The organism is Arthrobacter sp. JB02-1C (assembly GCF_057748045.1).
Window position 1 is genome coordinate 1,638,802 of record NZ_CM173235.1, and the last position, 16,703, is coordinate 1,655,504.

At 67.7% G+C, this 16,703-nt stretch carries 14 protein-coding genes and 1 tRNA gene; 6 read left to right on the forward strand and 9 right to left on the reverse strand.

The window, feature by feature from the left end:
• Positions 1 to 545: 545 nt before the first annotated feature.
• Together AC3ANP_RS07765 and AC3ANP_RS07770 are read left to right on the forward strand one after the other, a co-directional pair.
• Positions 546 to 1,178 (forward strand): DUF305 domain-containing protein, encoded by a 633-nt coding sequence (locus AC3ANP_RS07765; protein ID WP_488332740.1) that lies wholly within the window; start codon positions 546 to 548, stop codon positions 1,176 to 1,178.
• A 135-nt stretch (positions 1,179 to 1,313) separates the two neighbouring features.
• Positions 1,314 to 2,129, forward strand: coding sequence for a F510_1955 family glycosylhydrolase (locus tag AC3ANP_RS07770; protein WP_488332741.1), 816 nt, complete (start codon positions 1,314 to 1,316; stop codon positions 2,127 to 2,129).
• Positions 2,130 to 2,190: 61 nt separating this feature from the next.
• On the opposite strand, the gene AC3ANP_RS07775 is transcribed toward AC3ANP_RS07770, so the two are convergent.
• Together AC3ANP_RS07775 and AC3ANP_RS07780 are read right to left on the reverse strand one after the other, a co-directional pair.
• Positions 2,191 to 3,738: a HAMP domain-containing sensor histidine kinase gene (locus AC3ANP_RS07775; protein WP_488332742.1), complete on the reverse strand. Its 1,548-nt coding sequence runs from the start codon at positions 3,736 to 3,738 to the stop codon at positions 2,191 to 2,193.
• A 3-nt stretch (positions 3,739 to 3,741) separates the two neighbouring features.
• Positions 3,742 to 4,482 carry a response regulator transcription factor gene (locus tag AC3ANP_RS07780; RefSeq protein ID WP_488332743.1) on the reverse strand — a complete coding sequence of 247 codons (741 nt, stop codon included), beginning with the start codon at positions 4,480 to 4,482 and terminating at the stop codon, positions 3,742 to 3,744.
• A 695-nt stretch (positions 4,483 to 5,177) separates the two neighbouring features.
• Between AC3ANP_RS07780 and AC3ANP_RS07785 the strand changes: the two genes are divergently transcribed.
• The 3 genes from AC3ANP_RS07785 (at position 5,178) to AC3ANP_RS07795 (ending at position 7,337) form a co-directional block, all read left to right on the forward strand.
• Positions 5,178 to 6,041 (forward strand): winged helix-turn-helix domain-containing protein, encoded by an 864-nt coding sequence (locus AC3ANP_RS07785; protein ID WP_488332744.1) that lies wholly within the window; start codon positions 5,178 to 5,180, stop codon positions 6,039 to 6,041.
• Positions 6,042 to 6,177: 136 nt separating this feature from the next.
• Positions 6,178 to 6,705 (forward strand): SixA phosphatase family protein, encoded by a 528-nt coding sequence (locus AC3ANP_RS07790; RefSeq protein WP_488332745.1) that lies wholly within the window; start codon positions 6,178 to 6,180, stop codon positions 6,703 to 6,705.
• 107 nt (positions 6,706 to 6,812) lie between these two features.
• On the forward strand, positions 6,813 to 7,337 hold the full coding sequence (locus tag AC3ANP_RS07795; RefSeq protein WP_488332746.1) for a hypothetical protein: 525 nt from the start codon (positions 6,813 to 6,815) through the stop codon (positions 7,335 to 7,337).
• A 16-nt stretch (positions 7,338 to 7,353) separates the two neighbouring features.
• Here AC3ANP_RS07795 and AC3ANP_RS07800 read toward each other — a convergent pair whose 3' ends face one another.
• From AC3ANP_RS07800 to AC3ANP_RS07825, 6 genes are all read right to left on the reverse strand, one after another.
• Positions 7,354 to 8,013, reverse strand: coding sequence for a hypothetical protein (locus AC3ANP_RS07800; RefSeq protein WP_488332747.1), 660 nt, complete (start codon positions 8,011 to 8,013; stop codon positions 7,354 to 7,356).
• Between the two features lie 24 nt (positions 8,014 to 8,037).
• A complete protein-coding gene (locus AC3ANP_RS07805; protein WP_488332748.1) occupies positions 8,038 to 8,670 on the reverse strand; it encodes a TetR/AcrR family transcriptional regulator in 633 nt (210 codons plus the stop codon).
• Positions 8,667 to 10,712 (reverse strand): YhgE/Pip family protein, encoded by a 2,046-nt coding sequence (locus AC3ANP_RS07810; protein ID WP_488332749.1) that lies wholly within the window; start codon positions 10,710 to 10,712, stop codon positions 8,667 to 8,669. The genes AC3ANP_RS07805 and AC3ANP_RS07810 overlap by 4 nt, the downstream gene beginning before the upstream one ends.
• Entirely contained in the window at positions 10,709 to 11,446 is a 738-nt protein-coding gene (locus AC3ANP_RS07815; RefSeq protein ID WP_488332750.1) for an ABC transporter ATP-binding protein, read from the reverse strand. The genes AC3ANP_RS07810 and AC3ANP_RS07815 overlap by 4 nt, the downstream gene beginning before the upstream one ends.
• A gap of 68 nt (positions 11,447 to 11,514) precedes the next feature.
• On the reverse strand, positions 11,515 to 12,972 hold the full coding sequence (locus AC3ANP_RS07820; protein ID WP_488332751.1) for a dihydrolipoyl dehydrogenase family protein: 1,458 nt from the start codon (positions 12,970 to 12,972) through the stop codon (positions 11,515 to 11,517).
• A 149-nt stretch (positions 12,973 to 13,121) separates the two neighbouring features.
• A tRNA-Arg gene (locus tag AC3ANP_RS07825) sits at positions 13,122 to 13,195 on the reverse strand.
• A 278-nt stretch (positions 13,196 to 13,473) separates the two neighbouring features.
• Between AC3ANP_RS07825 and AC3ANP_RS07830 the strand changes: the two genes are divergently transcribed.
• Positions 13,474 to 15,306, forward strand: a complete 1,833-nt coding sequence (locus tag AC3ANP_RS07830; protein ID WP_488332752.1) for a phosphoenolpyruvate carboxykinase (GTP) — start codon at positions 13,474 to 13,476, stop codon at positions 15,304 to 15,306.
• Positions 15,307 to 15,437: 131 nt separating this feature from the next.
• Here the strand turns inward: AC3ANP_RS07830 and AC3ANP_RS07835 are convergent, their stop codons facing one another.
• Positions 15,438 to 16,598: a globin domain-containing protein gene (locus AC3ANP_RS07835; RefSeq protein WP_488332753.1), complete on the reverse strand. Its 1,161-nt coding sequence runs from the start codon at positions 16,596 to 16,598 to the stop codon at positions 15,438 to 15,440.
• Positions 16,599 to 16,703 lie beyond the last annotated feature (105 nt).

Here is a 16,703-nt window from a genome sequence, read left to right on the forward strand (position 1 = left end):
ATGCACATCATGACCGGAATGCATGGCTCTCATGCCATGACTGCGGTGACAGCCTCAACGGAACCTGCGGGGGCGTCCGCACGAACGGCAGTCAGCCTCCCATCTCATCCCGCCGTCCACGCCCTGCAGGCCGGCACAACGGCCCGCACCGCCATGGTTCCGCACCCACCAACCACAGCGGAGCCCTCGGTGACGGGCAACAGCACAGCGGTTTCGCCGTCGGCGTCGTGCGTGTGCCAATCGAGCTGCACCTACGCAGCGTCGATGCACTCGGCCTGTGTGCCCTCGGCGGCCGTGAGCCCCCTGGCCGCGCCCCCGCCAGGGGTAGCACCCACGTCACTGCACACCCCGGAAACCCGCGCAGACGGCAGTCTCCGGGCCTACTCCTATCTCCCCGCGAGTCCTTCGCCGGGCGATCTCTCCATCAGCCGGACGTAAGACGGGGTCCCGCCGTGTCGTTTCCGGCGCCCCACTTACCCGATACGCCCCCCGTTCTTCCCGCGGCGCGGGCGTGTCATCCGCAGGCGTGCCACAACGCCGACTTGATGATTGAAGGACTTAACACCGTGAAGAAAACCCTGACCGTTTCCGCCCTCGGCATCGCCGCCGCCATCGCCCTGGCCGGCTGCGCCGGCACCTCCGGAAGCACACCCACCAGCACCATGCCAGGCATGGGCAGCGGCGGCATGGGCATGGCATCCAGCTCGGCCCCCGCCACCGCGGACCACAACGCTGCAGACACCATGTTCACCCAGGGGATGATCCCCCACCACGCCCAGGCCGTGGAAATGAGCGACATGATGCTCAAAAAACAGGGCATGGACGCGCGGATCACCACGCTCGCGACCAAGATCAGAGACGCCCAGGCACCCGAAATCGAGAAGATGACTGGCTGGCTCAAGACCTGGAACGAACCCACCCAGATGCCGGCCGGCCATGGCATGGGCGACGGGATGATGGGTCACGAGGACCTCAAGAGGCTCGACGCCGCCGAGGGAACCGCAGCTGCCAAGCTGTTCCTGACCCAGATGATCGCCCACCACGAGGGCGCCGTGATGATGGCCAAGACCGAAATCAGCCAAGGGAAGAACCCGGACGCCATCCAGCTGGGCAAGTCGATCGTGACGTCCCAGGAAACTGAGATCCAGGAAATGAAGGCCCTGCTGGCAAGCCTCTAACCTGCAACCGGGCCCCGGTCCCTGCAGGGACCGGGGCCGTCCCCCTCGTTACTCACCACCCCTGGAGCTCACCTTGATTCACCTCTCCCACCGCCGCGCCCGGCCGCGGCTGCCGTCACGGCCGCCGGGCTCATCGTGTCCCTGGCCGCCTGTACCCCGGCCACCACCAGCCCCGCATCGCTGGCCCCCGCGAAGAGCGCCTCGGGGCTTCCCGGCAGCCACGTCCACGGCATGGCCATCGACGACCAGACCGGGCAGATCCTCCTCGCCACGCACGAGGGGCTGTTCGACATCTCCCGTACCCCAGCCGCACGAATCGGCCCGAGCAATGACCTGATGGGCTTCACCACGGTTCACGACGACGGGATCTTTTACGCCTCGGGGCATCCCGGACAAGGCTCGCCGCTGCCCAACCCGCTGGGACTGATCAGGTCCGGCGACGGCGGCAAGACCTGGGAGCCGCTCTCCCGGCAACGCGAGTCTGATTTCCATGCGCTGACGACGACGAAAAGGGGCATCGTGGGCTTCGACGGAACGCTGATGACCAGCCGCGATGGGCAAAACTGGACTACCGTAACCGCGGGGTTCACCCCGGCCGTGCTGGCCGGACACCCCCACGGCGACACGGTGCTGGCAACAACACCGCAAGGCCTGCAACGATCGACGGACGCCGGAACCACCTGGACGTTGAACAGAGCCGCCCCGATCATGCAATACGCCGCATTCGCCAGCACCAACGACGTCGTCGGCGTCCAACCCGACGGTAACGTCCACGTGTCCGCAGACGGCGGGGCCACGTGGTCCCCGAAGGGACGCATCAGCGAGGGGGTCCAGGCAATCGCAGCAGTCAAGAAACCTGACGGCACGCTCCGGATCTGGGCAGCCACGGACACCCGGGTCGAAACGTCGGCCGACGGCGGCGCCACCTTCACCCCCTACCAACCCGGATGACCCGGTGAGCGGGCCCCGCGGGGCGGGGGCCGCTGGGGGTGCCCGTGCCTGCGGCAGCGGGCTAAGCCACGCCCGGGGCGGCGGGGAGCCGGACGGCGAACTCGGTGCGGCCCGGCCGCGAGGTGACCTCCACGGTTCCTCCGTGCGCCTCCACGATGGACTGGACAATGGACAGGCCCAGGCCGCTGGTGCCCTCCGCAGTCGGTTCCGCCGTTGGCGTGAGCACCGAGGCCGGCCGATCCCCGCGGCCGTCTGCCGGGTTGGTGCGGGCGGCGTCTGCGCGCGCAAAGCGGGCAAAGACCCGGCCGATGAACTCCGGGGCGATGCCGGCGCCGTCGTCCGTCACGGTGATCACCGCGCTGCCGTCGGCCGACCGGGTCACCCCGGTCACCACCCTTGTCCCGGGATCCGTGTGTTTGCGGGCATTGGACAGCAGGTTTGCCAGCACCTGATGCAGCTGGGCGGCGTCCCCGCGAACGACGACGGGTTCGTCCGGCAGTTCCAGCTGCCAGATGCGGTCCGGCGCCATGACCTTTTCGTCGCTGACCGTTTCGACGGCCAGTTGGGTGAGATCGACGTCGGTGAGCTTAAGCGGCTGTCCCTCGTCGAGGCGCGCCAGCAGCAGCAGGTCCTCCACCAGCGTGGTCATCCGCTCGGACTGGCTTTGCACCCGGGCCAGCGACTTCTCGCCGTCGGGCGTGAAATCCTCTGTCATCCGCATCAGCTCCGTATAGCCGCGGATCGCGGTGAGCGGAGTGCGGAGTTCGTGCGAGGCGTCGGCGACAAACTGGCGGACCTTCATCTCGCTCTCCTGCCGCGCCTCCAAGGCGCTGGAGACGTTGTCCAGCATCTGGTTCAGCGCGTAGCCCACGCTGCCCACCTCTGTGCCCGGATGCGATGCCGACGCCGGGACCCGCACCCCGAGGGCCACCTCGCCGGCGTCCAGCGGAAGCTGTGAAACCTTCGTGGCCACCTCCGAGAGTTGCTCCAGCGGCTTCATCGTCCGCCGGATCACGGCCGTCCCGGCGAGGCCGATCAGCACCAGGCCGCCCGCGGACACCACCGCCAGGGTCCACACCAGCGACGCCAGGGTGTTTTCCTTCTCCGCCAGCGGAAGGCCGGTAATGATGGTATCCCCGTCGGGGGTGTGCACCGCCGTCAGCCGGTAGGCCCCGGCAGACAAACTGCGGTCGACCGGCACGCCGTTGGGCGTGAGCGCCAGGAGCACGGCGTCGTCATCGGGGGAGAGGCTCTTCCGGGTGGCGTCGCCGGCCAGGAAGCCCGCGTTGCTCACGGTGCCGTTGGCAATCCTGGCGTTGAGGGTCCCGACGCCCTGCCCGCGGGCCTCGAGCGGGTCGGGGCGGCCCTCACCGCTGCCCGGCGTCGGGCGGCCGAATTCGCTGGCACGATGGGACGCCTGGTCCAGCTGGGCGTCAAGCTGACGGGTGAGGAAGAGGTCCATCGAGGCGTAGCTGAATACCCCTACGGCGCCGCAGATGGCCACCAGCAGCGCCATTGCGACGAGCACCAGCCGGGTGCGCAAATGCCAGGTGGACGGGTTCCGCCAGTCGCGTCCATGGGAGCGCGCCACGCCGGAAAGGGTGGGCACGGGTCAATCCGCCGGTTTCAGGACATAGCCCGCGCCGCGCACAGTGTGGATCATGGGGGCGTGCTTGGCATCGATTTTCTTGCGCAGATAGGAGATGTAGAGTTCCACGATGTTCGCCTGCCCGCCGAAGTCGTAGTCCCAGACGCGGTCCAGGATCTGCGCCTTGCTGATCACCCGCTTGGGGTTTTCCATCAGATAGCGCAGCAACTCGAATTGCGTGGCCGTCAGGTGCAACTCCTCACCGGCCCGGGTGACGTCCCGGGTATCGACATTAAGCACCAGGTCACCCACCACGAGTTCGGCCGTGTCCATCGCGGCTACCCCGGAACGCTGGACCAGCCGGTGCAGCCGCAGCAGGACCTCCTCCATGCTGAAAGGCTTCGTGACATAGTCATCGCCACCGGCCGCCAGCCCGGTAATCCGGTCCTGCACGGCATCCTTGGCCGTCAGGAAGAGCGCCGGGACCTCCGGCGCAAAGGCGCGGATCCTGCCGAGGAGTTCGACGCCGTCGAACCCGGGGAGCATGACGTCCAGCACCAGGACGTCGGGACGGAAGTCTTTGGCCAGCCGCACCGCTTCGGGCCCGTCCGCCGCCACCGCTACGGACCAGCCCGCCATCCGCAGGCCCATGCTCATCAGTTCGGACAGGCTGGGCTCGTCGTCCACCACCAGCGCCCGGATCGGGGAGCCGTCCGGATGGGTCAGCTGCGGAAGGTTATTGGTCGTGGAGTGCGAGGTGGCCATGGGATGAGTGTCCGATCTGCCGTTGAGGTGCAGCTTTGGGGACCCTGTGCGGCACCTGTGAATCCCAGACTACCCAGCTGGATGCACGGCGGGGAGCGTGCGTGTTGACTGGCGGCAGCTGCCCTGGGCGTCCGGCGCTCGCCCCGCCGCGGCCGCCCCGCCTGCGGGTCGGGCCGCCCGGTCGAACGGCCGCGGCAGCGTGACCACAGGGTGGACAGTCCCTCCCGTGGAACTTGCGATCTGCGATTTCGTCGTTTCGAATCACATCGAATAATACGAACTAAAACGCGCGACCATTAGAATAATATTCGTCGAAACGGGCCTTGCCGCGCGGCGGACGCGATCGATGTTCGGGTTTGGGCATTCGGGCAGAATTGTGATTTGCGCTACAATCCCGTCTTTTGTCTCACCATGCGGACTTTAGGACCCTTTGTTACTTGCGAGTTTTCATTGTTACGTTGCACACTTCAATTGTGAACAAGGACTCAACAGCACCTGCAGCCGCAGTTTTCTGGATCAGCGCACCAGCTGGTACCGAGATGCGCTGTTGTCGAATGCACGCCTAACTTCTCCACCCCAGAACGTTTCTAGGCATTCGCCCCAGCCCAGCGTAGGGCGCCCCTCCCCGGGTTCCGATGCGGGGAAATCAGCATTCGTGCCGCGATGACGGCCATTCACATTGAGGTAAGCATTCCATGTCAGTTGCATCCGGATACGTCCACATCTCAGTCCGCAACGCCAATAAGGCCGGCCAGGCCTCCGGACTCCGGCAAGGCTTCGGCGGCCGTTCGGGCATGAGCTCCGCCGGGACCGGCTTCCCTGCCCCCGGCTACGAAGTGCAGGGCTACAACCCGAGCTCCTATGGCCAGCTGCGTGCCGTCCCAACTCCGGAGGCTGCGCCGGTCACCGCCCCCACGCCCGTGATCGCTCCGGGCGGCAGCCACGTCCGGGCCGTGCAAAGCGACAACGTAGCCCGTGGGTTCGTTCTTTACATGGGCATCGACGAGGAGACCGCAGCGGCCGCCGGGACCTCGATTGCCAAGCTGGCGCAGGACATCCGGGCGTACGCGCAGTCGCTCGTGGCCGGCGCCGAAAGCTATGCCGCCGTCGCCCTCGCGCCCGCTTCCGCCCCGGGTTCCGCCCTCGACGTCGTCCGGTCAACGTTCGGCGATCCGACTGCGGGGGCCCGCCAGCGGACGGACAACGCGCGGTTGCAGCAGCCGCAGGATCCGCGCCCGTCCGGTGTGCTGATCGACCTCGCCCGCCGTGAGGTCGCGCTCGACGGCGAATCGCTGAACCTGACGTTCAAGGAATTCGAGCTGCTGAACTACCTCGTGGAAAACGGCACCCGCACGGTCGGCCGCGACGAGCTGCTCGAGAGCCTGTGGCGAAATGCCGAGGAGGTCCCCAACGAGCGCACCATCGACGTCCACATCCGGCGCCTGCGCTCGAAGCTGGGCCGGCTAGCCAACACCGTCCGCACCGTGCGCGGCCAGGGTTACCGGTTCTATGAGCACCCGGAGGTCGTGGTCTGGGCCGCTCCGGAGTACTCCATCTAGCTTTTCCCGCCGCGAAAGCGTCCGTTCCTTATTGGGGGCGGGCGCTTTCGCGTTCGCGGCTTGAGTCAGGCTGCCGCCGTCCGCGTCACTGCCGGGCAGCGTCGGTTGCGGGCTCAGGCCGGGCTAGGCTTGGGGGATGAGCGACCACCACATCAAACGCCTGGTGCTCATGCGGCACGCCAAGGCGGACTGGCCGGGCGGAGTCGCCGATCATGAACGGCCGCTCGAAGCACGCGGCCACCGGGAGGCCCCCCTGGCCGGAAGGTGGCTGCTTAAGCACGGCGTCGTTCCCGACTTCATCCTGTGCTCCAGTGCCCTGCGTACCCGGCAGACCTGCACCTGGGTGTGCAGCGAACTGGGCGACAAGGCCCCGACGCCGAAACTTGAGGACGGCCTCTACGCGGCCTCGGCCCTGCAAATGCTCGCGGTCATCAACCACGTTCCGGATACGGTCACCACTCTCATGGTGATCTCCCACCTGCCCGGGGTGCAGGATCTGGCGATGCATCTTGCCTCCCGCGACTCCAACCATGACGCCTACATGGACGCCGCCACCCGCTATCCCACCAGCGCCCTGACGGTCCTCGAGACGGAGAAGTCGTGGGCCGAGCTCGACGGCCAGGATGCGCGGCTGACCCGCTTCAAGGTGCCGCGAGCGAAGTAGTTACCGGGCGGATTCATGGCCAGCCCGCTGATTGTGTTGTTTACTGATGCTGTTATTGCTTTTACTGATGGCGTTTTCTTGGCGACCGAAGGAAATGGTGGATCATTGTGGATTCAGGACAGCTCGTAGCGATCATCGTCGGCATCGTGGTAGTGCTCGCGATCATTGCCGTGGCAATCTATTTCAGCCGCAAGCGCAAAACCGCCGCGGACCGCAACAAGGCGGCGGAGATGCGGGAAAAGGCCGAAGCCGACCAGCTGGCCGCAAGGGACCACGAAGCGAAGGCCGCCCGGGCGGCCGCCGACGCCAAGGCCGCCGAGGTCGAAGCCGAACGCCTCCGGATGCAGGCCCGCGGCACGCAGCAGGAAGCGGAGACGGTCCGCGCCGGCGCCGAGGAGCAGTTCCGCAAAGCGGATGATGTGGACCCGGACGTGGTGACGGCCGAACGCGGTGCGGACCAGGGCCGTGACGCGCTTCCCCAGGAGGAGCTGCGGCGGGACCGCAGCGACCGGGACCGCGGCAACCCGGATGGCGTTGCAGGAAGCAGTGAGGCCGGCGGAATCCGCGAGGAGAGGCTGACCGAGCGGCGCGACTCCGACGACACGCACGAGGACCGCCCGCGCAACCTGTAAGCCGCGTCCTGCCGGGTCAGCGCCGGGTGGGCGCCTTGGGCGTGGGCCGAGCGGTCGTGGGCCGGGCCGCCGACGTCCGGGGTGCCGGAGTCCGCTGGGCTGGGGTCCGGGGTGCCGGAGTCCGCTGGGCTGGGGTCCGGGGTGCCGGAGTCCGCTGGGCTGACGCCCTCGGAGCCGGCGTGCGGCCGGCAGCCGGACGTGCGGCGGACCGGCCGGCGGGCTTGCGTGCCGCGGGCCGGCCGCTGCCGGACTGTGGCCGGCGGGCTGCCTGGCCGCGCGGCACCGGACCTCGGCCGGGCAGCACCGTGCCGGCCAGCAGCAGGAGCAGCGTCAGCGCTCCGGCGGCAGCCGAAAGATAGAAATACAGGTCGGGATATCTGGCATCCACGCGTGCGGACAGCGCTTCCGGGTCCGTCGTGAAGGCCAGGCCCCACTGCCGCAGGAAGGCAATGCCGAAGGCGATGAAAAGGGCGGTGCCAATTCCGCTCGCCAGCAGGGTCTTGTGCCGCCGTCGGCTCACCACCTCGGCCACGCAGGCCACATACGCGAGGGCGGAGGCGCCGAGGCACCAGAGCCCCACGGTCTCATGCAGTGTGACGGCGGCGAGCACGAACAAGGCCAGCGCCGCCAGGGACGCTCCGATGGCAGTCTTGCCGCTGTTACCCATGTGGCGCATGGGACTAATCATCCCCGAGCGCGGCTATTTCGTGACGTAGCCACGCATGATGGCCATGATTGCGGCCACGCTTTGGGCCCTGGTGCGCTCCGGGTGGTAGGCCTTGCGGTCCAGGCCCACGACAAAGCACGCGCCGAAGATTGCTGTCTCGAGGCTGCCCTGCGAGAGCCCGTGGTCCACCGGGTAGCGTGCTGCGACGGCCTCGATCGCGGCGCCGATCACCCCCAGGAGGCGGCCGCGGAGCTCAACGAAGGTCTCCTGCCACTCGCTGGGTGTCCGCCAGTTCTCACTCACCCACAGCACGGCGAACGAAGGGTACTCGGCCATGAAATCCATCGCCTGGCCGACCATTTCATCCATGGCCTCGAGCGGATCAGCGGACTCATCCCTGGCGCTCAGCAGCCGGGTCATCAGAATGTCCACGCCGTGCCGCAGCAGTTGTGCAATCAGATCCGATTTGCTGCCGAAGTTGTAGTAGACAGTTCCCTTGGAGACCCCGGCGGCCGCGGCGATTTCATCCACCGTCACGCCGGCGGCCCCGCGCTCGCCGATCAGTTCCATGGAGGCGTCGAACACTTTTTGCTTGGTTGCGTTGGTCCGGCCGGGCCGCAGCTTCTTCGCGCCCCCGGCCTGGGGCCCGCTGGCGGTGGTGCTCATACTGCGATCTCCGGCTTCAGGGTTTTGAGGGTCCAGAACTTGTGCTTCCGGACGGCGACGGCGGACATAGCCAGTCCCAGCAAAGTGTAGCCAACCAGCCCCAGCATGGTGGGCAGGATCCCGGCCAGGTCGGCACCGTAGATGAGGTGGCGCATGCCGCTGACCACGTATCCCATCGGCAGCAGCTGATGAACCACGTGCAACGGGGCCGGAGTGGTCTGCCAGGGAAAGGTGCCGCCGGAGGAAACCAGCTGCAGTACCAGCAGGATCAGCACCAGCAGCTTGCCCGGCGAACCCAACAGCGCCACCACGCCCTGGATGATCGCGCTGAACGCCATGGCGGCGGCGAGCATCAGAACCCACATCAGCACCGGGTGTGCCGGAGCCAGGCCCAGTGCGGTGTCCACCACGACGGTCAGCAGGCTGGCCTGTACCGCGGCGACCGTCAGGAAGGGCAGCCAGCCGCCGACGGCGATTTTCCAGGTCGGGGCGTTGGAGGCCAGGGCCCGTTGGGTCACCGGCCGCATCGCCTGGACCAGCATGAAGATGCCGATCCACAGGGACAGGGCAAGGAAGAAGGGGGCGAGCCCGGCGCCATACGAGCCCGCCTTGGCCTGGGACACGTTGCTGACAGCCACCGGGTCCGCCATTACCTTGGCCACGCTGTTCTTCTGCGCGTCGTCGGGGTTCGGCACCTGGCCGGCGCCCTTGGCCAGCTCGTCGGCGAGCGTACCGGCGCCCGCGGCCGCGGTCCCGGCGCCGCTCTCCAACTGGGCCGCGCCGTCGTCGAGCTGCTGGGCGCCGTGGGCGAATTGCTCCGTGCCGGCCAGGGCCGCCTGTTCGCCGCCGGCCAGTTCAGCGGCGCCGGCGGAAAGGTTGTCCGCACCGGAGGATGCCTGTCCGACGGCGTCAGCCAGGGCCGGGGCCGTGGCGGACAGCCGCGCTGCGCCTGCACTGACCGCAGCCGACCCCTCCGCGAGCTGCTGCACCTGCGCGGCGGCCCCCTGGAGTGCCGCTGCCCCTCCGGCGGGCGCCGCTGGGACGGCCGCGTCGTAGTCGGCCATGATCGCATCGGCCTGCTGCTGGTTGATCACTCCGGCGGCCAGCAGCCGTTGGTTGGAAGCCGCGACCCGTCCGCGTTGCGCCTGCGCGGCAGATCGGTCTGCTGCAGCCAGCTGCCCCGTCATGCCCTGCAGCCGGGTGTTCAACGCGGCATTGCCGGCCGCGACCTGCGCGGCACCGTCGGCGAGGCGCTGGGCGTCCGCGGGGAGCGTGGCCGTCTTGTCTTTGAGCTGGCCTAGTCCGGCGGCTAGTTTCCCGGCCCCGCTGTTCAGCGCGCCGGCACCGTTCGCGAGCTTGCGCTGGCCGGTGACCAGTTCGCCGGCCCCGCGGGTGAGTTCGGAGGTTCCCCGGTGCAGGGAAGCCGCGCCCTCATGCAGCGATGCCACGCCGCCTGCCAGGTCCCGGGCGCCGTCGGCGGCTTTGAGCATCTGGGAGTGGATGGTGCCAAAACCGGTGAGGAGCTGGTTGGCTGTCTCCTCGCCGACCTCCTTGGCCACGGTGGAGTGCACGGCGGTGGTGAGCTTGTCCACGATCGTGCCGAGCAGGTAGTTGTTGGCGTCGTTGGTGGTGACGTTCAGCATGGCCTGGTTGGCGGCATCGAAGTGCCCGGGGGAGGCCAGATTGGCGGAGAAGTCGCGCGGGATTTTCAAGGCGAACGAGTACTTGCCGCTGCTGACGCCCGCGTCCGCCTCCTCCGCCGTGGGGACGCTCTGCCAGTTAAAGATGTGGCCCTGCAGCAGGCTGTCAGCGACCTTGCTGCCTGCCTCCAGCCTGCTGCCGTCGGCTGCCGTGGCGCCGGTGTCCTCAACCACCAGGGCGGCATCGATCTGGTTCAATTTGCCGTACGGATCCCAGTTGGCATAGAGGTACACGGCTCCGTAGAGCAACGGCACCAGGGCCAGCGCCACAATGGTCAGCTTCGGCAGGAGTCCGCCGGTCATGCGCTTGAGTTCGGAGCGGGCCAGCCGCAGGACAGTCATCGGGCATCCTCGGTTTCGGGATCGAGCCTGAATGCGGCCGCGGGTTCCGTGGCCGGATCTGCCGGGGACGCAGGCGCCCGGTCGGGACCCGGGTCCGGTGCTTCAGGCGCCTGCACGGCGTTGCCGGCCCAGGCGACCGGTCCGGTCCAGTCCGGCGGGACGGCAGCGACGGTGGCGACGACGGCGAGTGGGCGGCCGCCGTCGTACGCCAGCTCGCAGAGCCGCGCCAGCCAGTCGGCGGGGTAGCCGCTGTGGCGGTCGGGGGAGTCGACCACCAGCAGATCGGTGTGTGGATCCGTGAGGGCCAGCGCGGTCAGGAGTTCGAGCCGCCGGTCCGCCGGCAGGTCTTCTACTTGGCTGTCCGCGATGTCCTCGAACCGGTTAACTTTGAGCCAGGGCCCGCTCAGCAGGGCTCCCCGAAAGCGGCGGGGGATCAAGGCAAGGTCTTCGGTGACCAGGTCGTGCACGCTCAGGTGCTGTTCGGGTTCGTTCACCCCGGGGGCGTCCACCACGGCGCTGGCAGCGCGAAGCTGCTTGATCCGCGTGCTCTGGTCCCACGCGACGGTGCCGCCGGTGGGACGCATCCGGCCGCTGAGGGCGAGGGCCAGTGCCGTCCGCTGGTCCTGGCGCGGACCGGTGACGAGCAGAAGCCCGCCGCGGCCCACCTGCAACGAGGTGGCCGGGAGCAGGGGGCCGCGCCGGCCCTGTACGTGAAGCTGTTGAACGCGGAGCAAGGATGCCTTTCGCAGAAATGGTCTGCTTCAAGGCTAACTGAACTGACCGGTCAGTTCAAATAGAACGGCTAGAGGCCGTATTCCTCCAGCAGCCGCAGCCACACCTCGCTGATCGTGGGATAGGACGGGACGGCGTGCCACAGCCGGTCCAGCGGTACTTCGCCGACCACCGCAATCGTGGCGGCGTGGAGCAGTTCGGACACGTCCGGCCCGGCAAAGGTCGCACCGAGCAGCACTTTCCGGTCCTCGTCGACCACCAGCTGGGCCCACCCCTTGTAGTGCTCGGAGTGCAGCGCGGAACCTGCCACCTGGATGGGCAGTTCGACGGCGGAGGCCCGGTAGCCGTCCTTTTCGGCCTGGGCCAGGCTGCGGCCCACGGTGGCCAGCTCCGGGTCGGTGAAGACAACGTTCGGCACGGCATGCTCGTTGGCGGTGTGGGCGTACCGGCTCCAGGGCGCGGGCTCGCCGGTCAGTGCACCACGGGCGCGGGCGGCAATCGCATCGCCCGTGGCCCGTGCCTCGTACTTGCCCTGATGGGTCAGCAGCACCGTGCCCGCGGCATCGCCGACTGCATAGAGCCAGGGGGAGTCGTCGTTCTCGGCGGCGCCCAGGACGAGGCCGCTCGCGTCGGTCCCGAGCCGCAGCGGCTTCCCGCCGTCGGCGGCCAGGCCCGCGTGCTCCAATCCGAGGTTGTCCACCGCCGGGCGCCGCCCGGTGGCGACCAGCAGCTTGTCGACGGTCAGCTGCCCGCCGTCTTCAAAGCTGAGCGTCAGCGACTTGTCCGCGTTTTCCTGCACACTTCGGGTGGCCGTGTGCAGGTGGACTTCGACGCCGTCGGCGCGGAGCCCCGCCCGCACCAGATCTGCGGCCGGCGCCGGGAAAGCGCCCAGGAGCTTTCCGCGGGCGACCAGCGACACGGACGCACCAAGCCGGGCGAACGCCTGCGCCAGTTCCGTGCCGGCCACGCCGCCGCCCAGCACGCCGAGCCGCTGCGGAACTTCCTGGGCCGAGGTGGCCTCCCGGGTCGTCCAGAACTCGACGCCGTCAAGGCCCTCCACGGGCGCGACGCTCGGTCGTGACCCGGTAGCCACCACGACGGCGTGGCGCGCCGAAAGCCGGTAAGTGTTGCCGTCCCGCCCGGCCGCCTCGACGCGGCGCATGCCGGTGATCCGACCGCGGCCCCGGATGAGCTCGATGCCGGTGTCCTCCACCCACTTGACCTGGCTGTCGTCCTGCCAGTTGGACGTGAAGGCATCCCGCCGCTTAAGCACGGCGGCCGCATCCAGTACGCCGGTGACGGCTTCGGCGGCGCCCGGGACGGTCTGGGCCCCGTGCAGTGCGGTGCCGGGCCGGAGCAGGGCCTTGGAGGGCATGCAGGCCCAGTAGGAGCATTCGCCGCCTACAAGTTCGGCTTCCACGAGGGCCGCGGTGAGGCCGCCCTGGACGACGCGGCCGGCTACATTTTCGCCTACTGCGCCGGCGCCGATCACTATGACATCGAAGTCTCGATCAATCTGGGGGCTCATGGCACCAGCCTAACCCTGCGGCAAACCGGCCCTGGGAGCCGTTGGGGAGCCGTTGTGGCGCGGGGCCGCGGCCGAAAAAGCCGGGAAAACAAAAGATCCGCACCGGTGGCCGGTGCGGATCTTCTGTGTTGCAGCTCTCTTACTCGCTGTGCGCCCAAAGGGATTCGAACCCCTGACCTTCTGTTCCGTAGACAGACGCTCTATCCAGCTGAGCTATGGGCGCATTCGCGGCTCTGGGAGAACTACTCGCTCCCCGAACCTCGAATTACTTTACGCGAAACGTGGGCCCAGTGCCAAATCGCGGAAGCTGTAATCTGCCCGACTAGACCGGTCTACGTGACCTTAATCACAATATACGTGTCGAGCGGACGAACGAAACCTTGAGTTTCCGCGGATTTAAGCTGGCGGCGACGTGGTCAGCCTGGCTTTGGGCCCGGAAAAGAGTCCGTTCCGACACCTAGCATTTAGGACAGACCACTGAACCCGACGAAGGGAACCATAATGGGCGATCTGGCGCGACTGCCGCTGCTTGAGCAAGCACCCACCACGCATGCTGGCCTGCTGGCATGGGTAGAAGAGGTAGCCGAACTGACCCAGCCCGACCGGATTCACTGGGTGGACGGATCGGAAGAGGAAAACACGCGGCTCACGGACGAGCTGGTCGCGGCCGGGACCTTGACCCGACTGAACGAAAAGCTGTTTCCGAACTCCTTCGCCGCGTTCTCGGACCCCGCCGATGTGGCCCGGGTCGAAGAGCAGACCTTCATCTGCTCCGAGAACGAACGCGATGCCGGCTTCACCAACAACTGGATGGCCCCGGCGGAGATGAAGGACAAGCTGCGCGGCCTGTTCAGCGGCTCCATGCGCGGCCGCACCATGTACGTCATCCCGTTTGTCATGGGCCACCTCGACGCCGAAGACCCCAAGTTCGGGGTGGAAATTACGGACAGCGCCTACGTTGTCGCGTCCATGCGGATCATGGCCACCATCGGCCGCGAGGTGCTCGACAAGATCACGGCCACCGACGCCTTCTTCGTTCCCGCGCTGCACTCCCTCGGCGCGCCGCTGGCTCCCGGCCAGGCCGACGTCCCCTGGCCCTGCAATCCGGACAAGTGGATCGTGCACTTCCCCGAGGAGCGTTCCATCTGGTCCTTTGGGTCCGGCTACGGCGGCAACGCCCTGCTGGGCAAGAAGTGCTACGCACTCCGGATCGCCTCGGTCATGGCCCGGGACGAGGGCTGGCTGGCCGAGCACATGCTCATCCTCAAGCTCACGTCACCGGAGAAGAAGAACTACTACATCTCCGCAGCCTTCCCCTCCGCCTGCGGCAAGACCAACCTTGCCCTGCTCGACCCCACGATCGAGGGCTGGAACGTTGAAACCCTGGGTGACGACATCACCTGGATGCGGATCGGCAAGGAAGGCGAGCTGCGCGCCACCAACCCGGAAGCCGGCCTCTTCGGCGTCGCCCCGGGCACCGGCTGGGGCACCAACCCCAACGCCATGCGGGCGATCGCCAAGGGCCACAGCATCTTCACGAACGTGGCCCTCACCGACGACGGCGGCGTGTGGTGGGAAGGCATGACCGACGAGGCCCCCGCGCACCTGACCGACTGGCAGGGCAACGACTGGACCCCGGCGTCGGAGACGCCGGCCGCGCACCCGAACTCCCGCTTCTGCACGCCGATCTCGCAGGTCGACATGCTCGCCGAGGAGTACTACAGCCCGGAAGGCGTAGAGCTGTCCGCGATCCTGTTCGGCGGCCGTCGCAAGACCACGGTCCCGCTGGTGACCGAGGCGCGCAGCTGGACCAACGGCATCTTCATGGGGTCGACGCTCTCCTCGGAGACCACGGCCGCGGCCGCCGGCCAAGTGGGTGTGCTCCGCCGCGATCCGATGGCCATGCTGCCCTTCATCGGCTACGACGCCGGCGACTACCTCAAGCACTGGATCAGCGTTTCCGGTAAGGCCAACCCTGAGCGGCTGCCGCGCATCTTCCTGGTCAACTGGTTCCGCCGCACGGCCGACGGCGGCTTCGCCTGGCCGGGCTTCGGCGACAATGCCCGCGTGCTCAAGTGGGCCATCGAGCGGATCGAGGGCAAGGCGGACGCCATCGAGACCCCGATCGGTTTCGTGCCGGCCGGGCACTCGCTGGACCTCGCCGGCCTGGACCTGACCCACGCCCACGTGGAGGACGCCGTCCGCGTGGACCGCGAGGAATGGGACGCTGAGCTGGCATCGATCGAGGAGTGGTACGCGAAGTTTGGCGACTCCCTGCCGGACGCGCTGCGCTCCGAGCTGGACACCTTGAAGGAACGGATGGCCGCACACTAGCGACCGATCCAAACGACGGCGGCCCCGCACCTTGCGAAAGGTGCGGGGCCGCCGTCGTTGTCTCATCGATTGCTCCGCAAGTGCCCTTTTGACCCCTGATAGGGGCTCCTGCGGAGCAATCGATGCCCAGGTCAGTTGGCGAGCCAGATGTCCGGGCCGAAGACCTCGTAGTGGATCTTGGTGGCCGGAATGCCGGCACTGATCGCTTCATTGCGGATGTTCTTCATGAACGGCAGCGGGCCGCACAGGTAGAGCGAGGCGTTGGCGGGCAGGTCCACGTCCCGAAGGCTCATGAACCCCTCCTTGGCGCCCGGCGTCGGCTGCTCCAGCCACAGCTGGAGTTCGGCGCTGTCGAGCCGTTCGACGTCGTCGGTCATCTGGGAGCGGAGGGCCCAGCTTTCCAGGGTGCTTTCAGCATGCAGAACCAGCACCTGGCGGTCGGAGCCGGTCCGGGCCAGGGAGCGCAGAATCGACGCCGACGGGGTGCAGCCGATCCCGGCCGAGGCAAGGACCACCGGGCCGTCGTTGTCCTTCAGCGTGATCTCGCCATAGGGGTTGGAAATCTCGAGGACGTCGCCGACCTCGACGTCGTTGTGCAGCACCGGGGACACCTCGCCGCCGTCGTCCAGCTTGGTGGTGAAGCTCCGGCTGGTGCCGGCGTCGCCGGAGAGCGAGTACTGGCGGACCTGGCGGAGCCCGTCCGGAAGGGTTACCTTGACGCTGACATACTGGCCCGGCAGCGCCGCGGTGACGGGGGTGTCGTCCGCCGGTTCCAGCACGAACGTCATGGACCCGGTCCCGGCCGGGGTCTTGGCAGCGACCTTCCACGGGCTCCACATTTTGCCGTTGGCCTGCGCCGCGTAGAGGCCCTTTTCGAGCTTGATCAAGGCATCGGCCATCAGCCAGTAGACCTCGGTCCAGGCCTCCGCGATCTCGGGGGTGATGACCTCGGCCAGATCGTCGGCGATGGCGGCAAAGAGGTGTTCGTAGACCACCTGGTACTGCGGTTCGGTGATTCCGAGTGAGGCGTGGCGGTGCGCGATGCGGGCCAGCACGGTTTCTGGGAGGGTCCCCGGGTTGTTGACGAGGTGGCTGGCGAAAGCGGCGATGCTCCCGGCCAGGGCCTGCTGCTGGTTGCCCGAGCGCTGGTTGGCGCGGCTGAACAGGCCGTCCAGCAGTTCCGGGTGGGCCGCGAAAAGGCGGGCGTAGAACTTGGGCGTAATCTCGCCGATCCGGGATCCGACCAGCGGCAGGGTGGCCTCGATGACGGGGAAGGACTTGTCCGAGAGCATTTGCTGACTCCTGAGCTAGAGGCCCGGTGTCTTCAGCCGGACCGTTCCGAAATACCAGCATTTGAAATGCGAGTATTTATGCCTTAGTTCTACACGCCGTAGAAA

What these genes read in the sequence shown, in the direction of transcription:
- AC3ANP_RS07765 (WP_488332740.1), top strand. Translation starts at nt 546, where the DNA reads ATGATTGAAGGACTTAACACCGTGAAGAAAACCCTGACCGTTTCCGCC.
- AC3ANP_RS07780 (WP_488332743.1), bottom strand. Translation starts at nt 4,482, where the DNA reads ATGGCCACCTCGCACTCCACGACCAATAACCTTCCGCAGCTGACCCAT.
- AC3ANP_RS07785 (WP_488332744.1), top strand. Translation starts at nt 5,178, where the DNA reads ATGTCAGTTGCATCCGGATACGTCCACATCTCAGTCCGCAACGCCAAT.
- AC3ANP_RS07790 (WP_488332745.1), top strand. Translation starts at nt 6,178, where the DNA reads ATGAGCGACCACCACATCAAACGCCTGGTGCTCATGCGGCACGCCAAG.
- AC3ANP_RS07800 (WP_488332747.1), bottom strand. Translation starts at nt 8,013, where the DNA reads ATGCGCCACATGGGTAACAGCGGCAAGACTGCCATCGGAGCGTCCCTG.
- AC3ANP_RS07805 (WP_488332748.1), bottom strand. Translation starts at nt 8,670, where the DNA reads ATGAGCACCACCGCCAGCGGGCCCCAGGCCGGGGGCGCGAAGAAGCTG.
- AC3ANP_RS07810 (WP_488332749.1), bottom strand. Translation starts at nt 10,712, where the DNA reads ATGACTGTCCTGCGGCTGGCCCGCTCCGAACTCAAGCGCATGACCGGC.
- AC3ANP_RS07820 (WP_488332751.1), bottom strand. Translation starts at nt 12,972, where the DNA reads ATGAGCCCCCAGATTGATCGAGACTTCGATGTCATAGTGATCGGCGCC.
- AC3ANP_RS07830 (WP_488332752.1), top strand. Translation starts at nt 13,474, where the DNA reads ATGGGCGATCTGGCGCGACTGCCGCTGCTTGAGCAAGCACCCACCACG.
- AC3ANP_RS07835 (WP_488332753.1), bottom strand. Translation starts at nt 16,598, where the DNA reads ATGCTCTCGGACAAGTCCTTCCCCGTCATCGAGGCCACCCTGCCGCTG.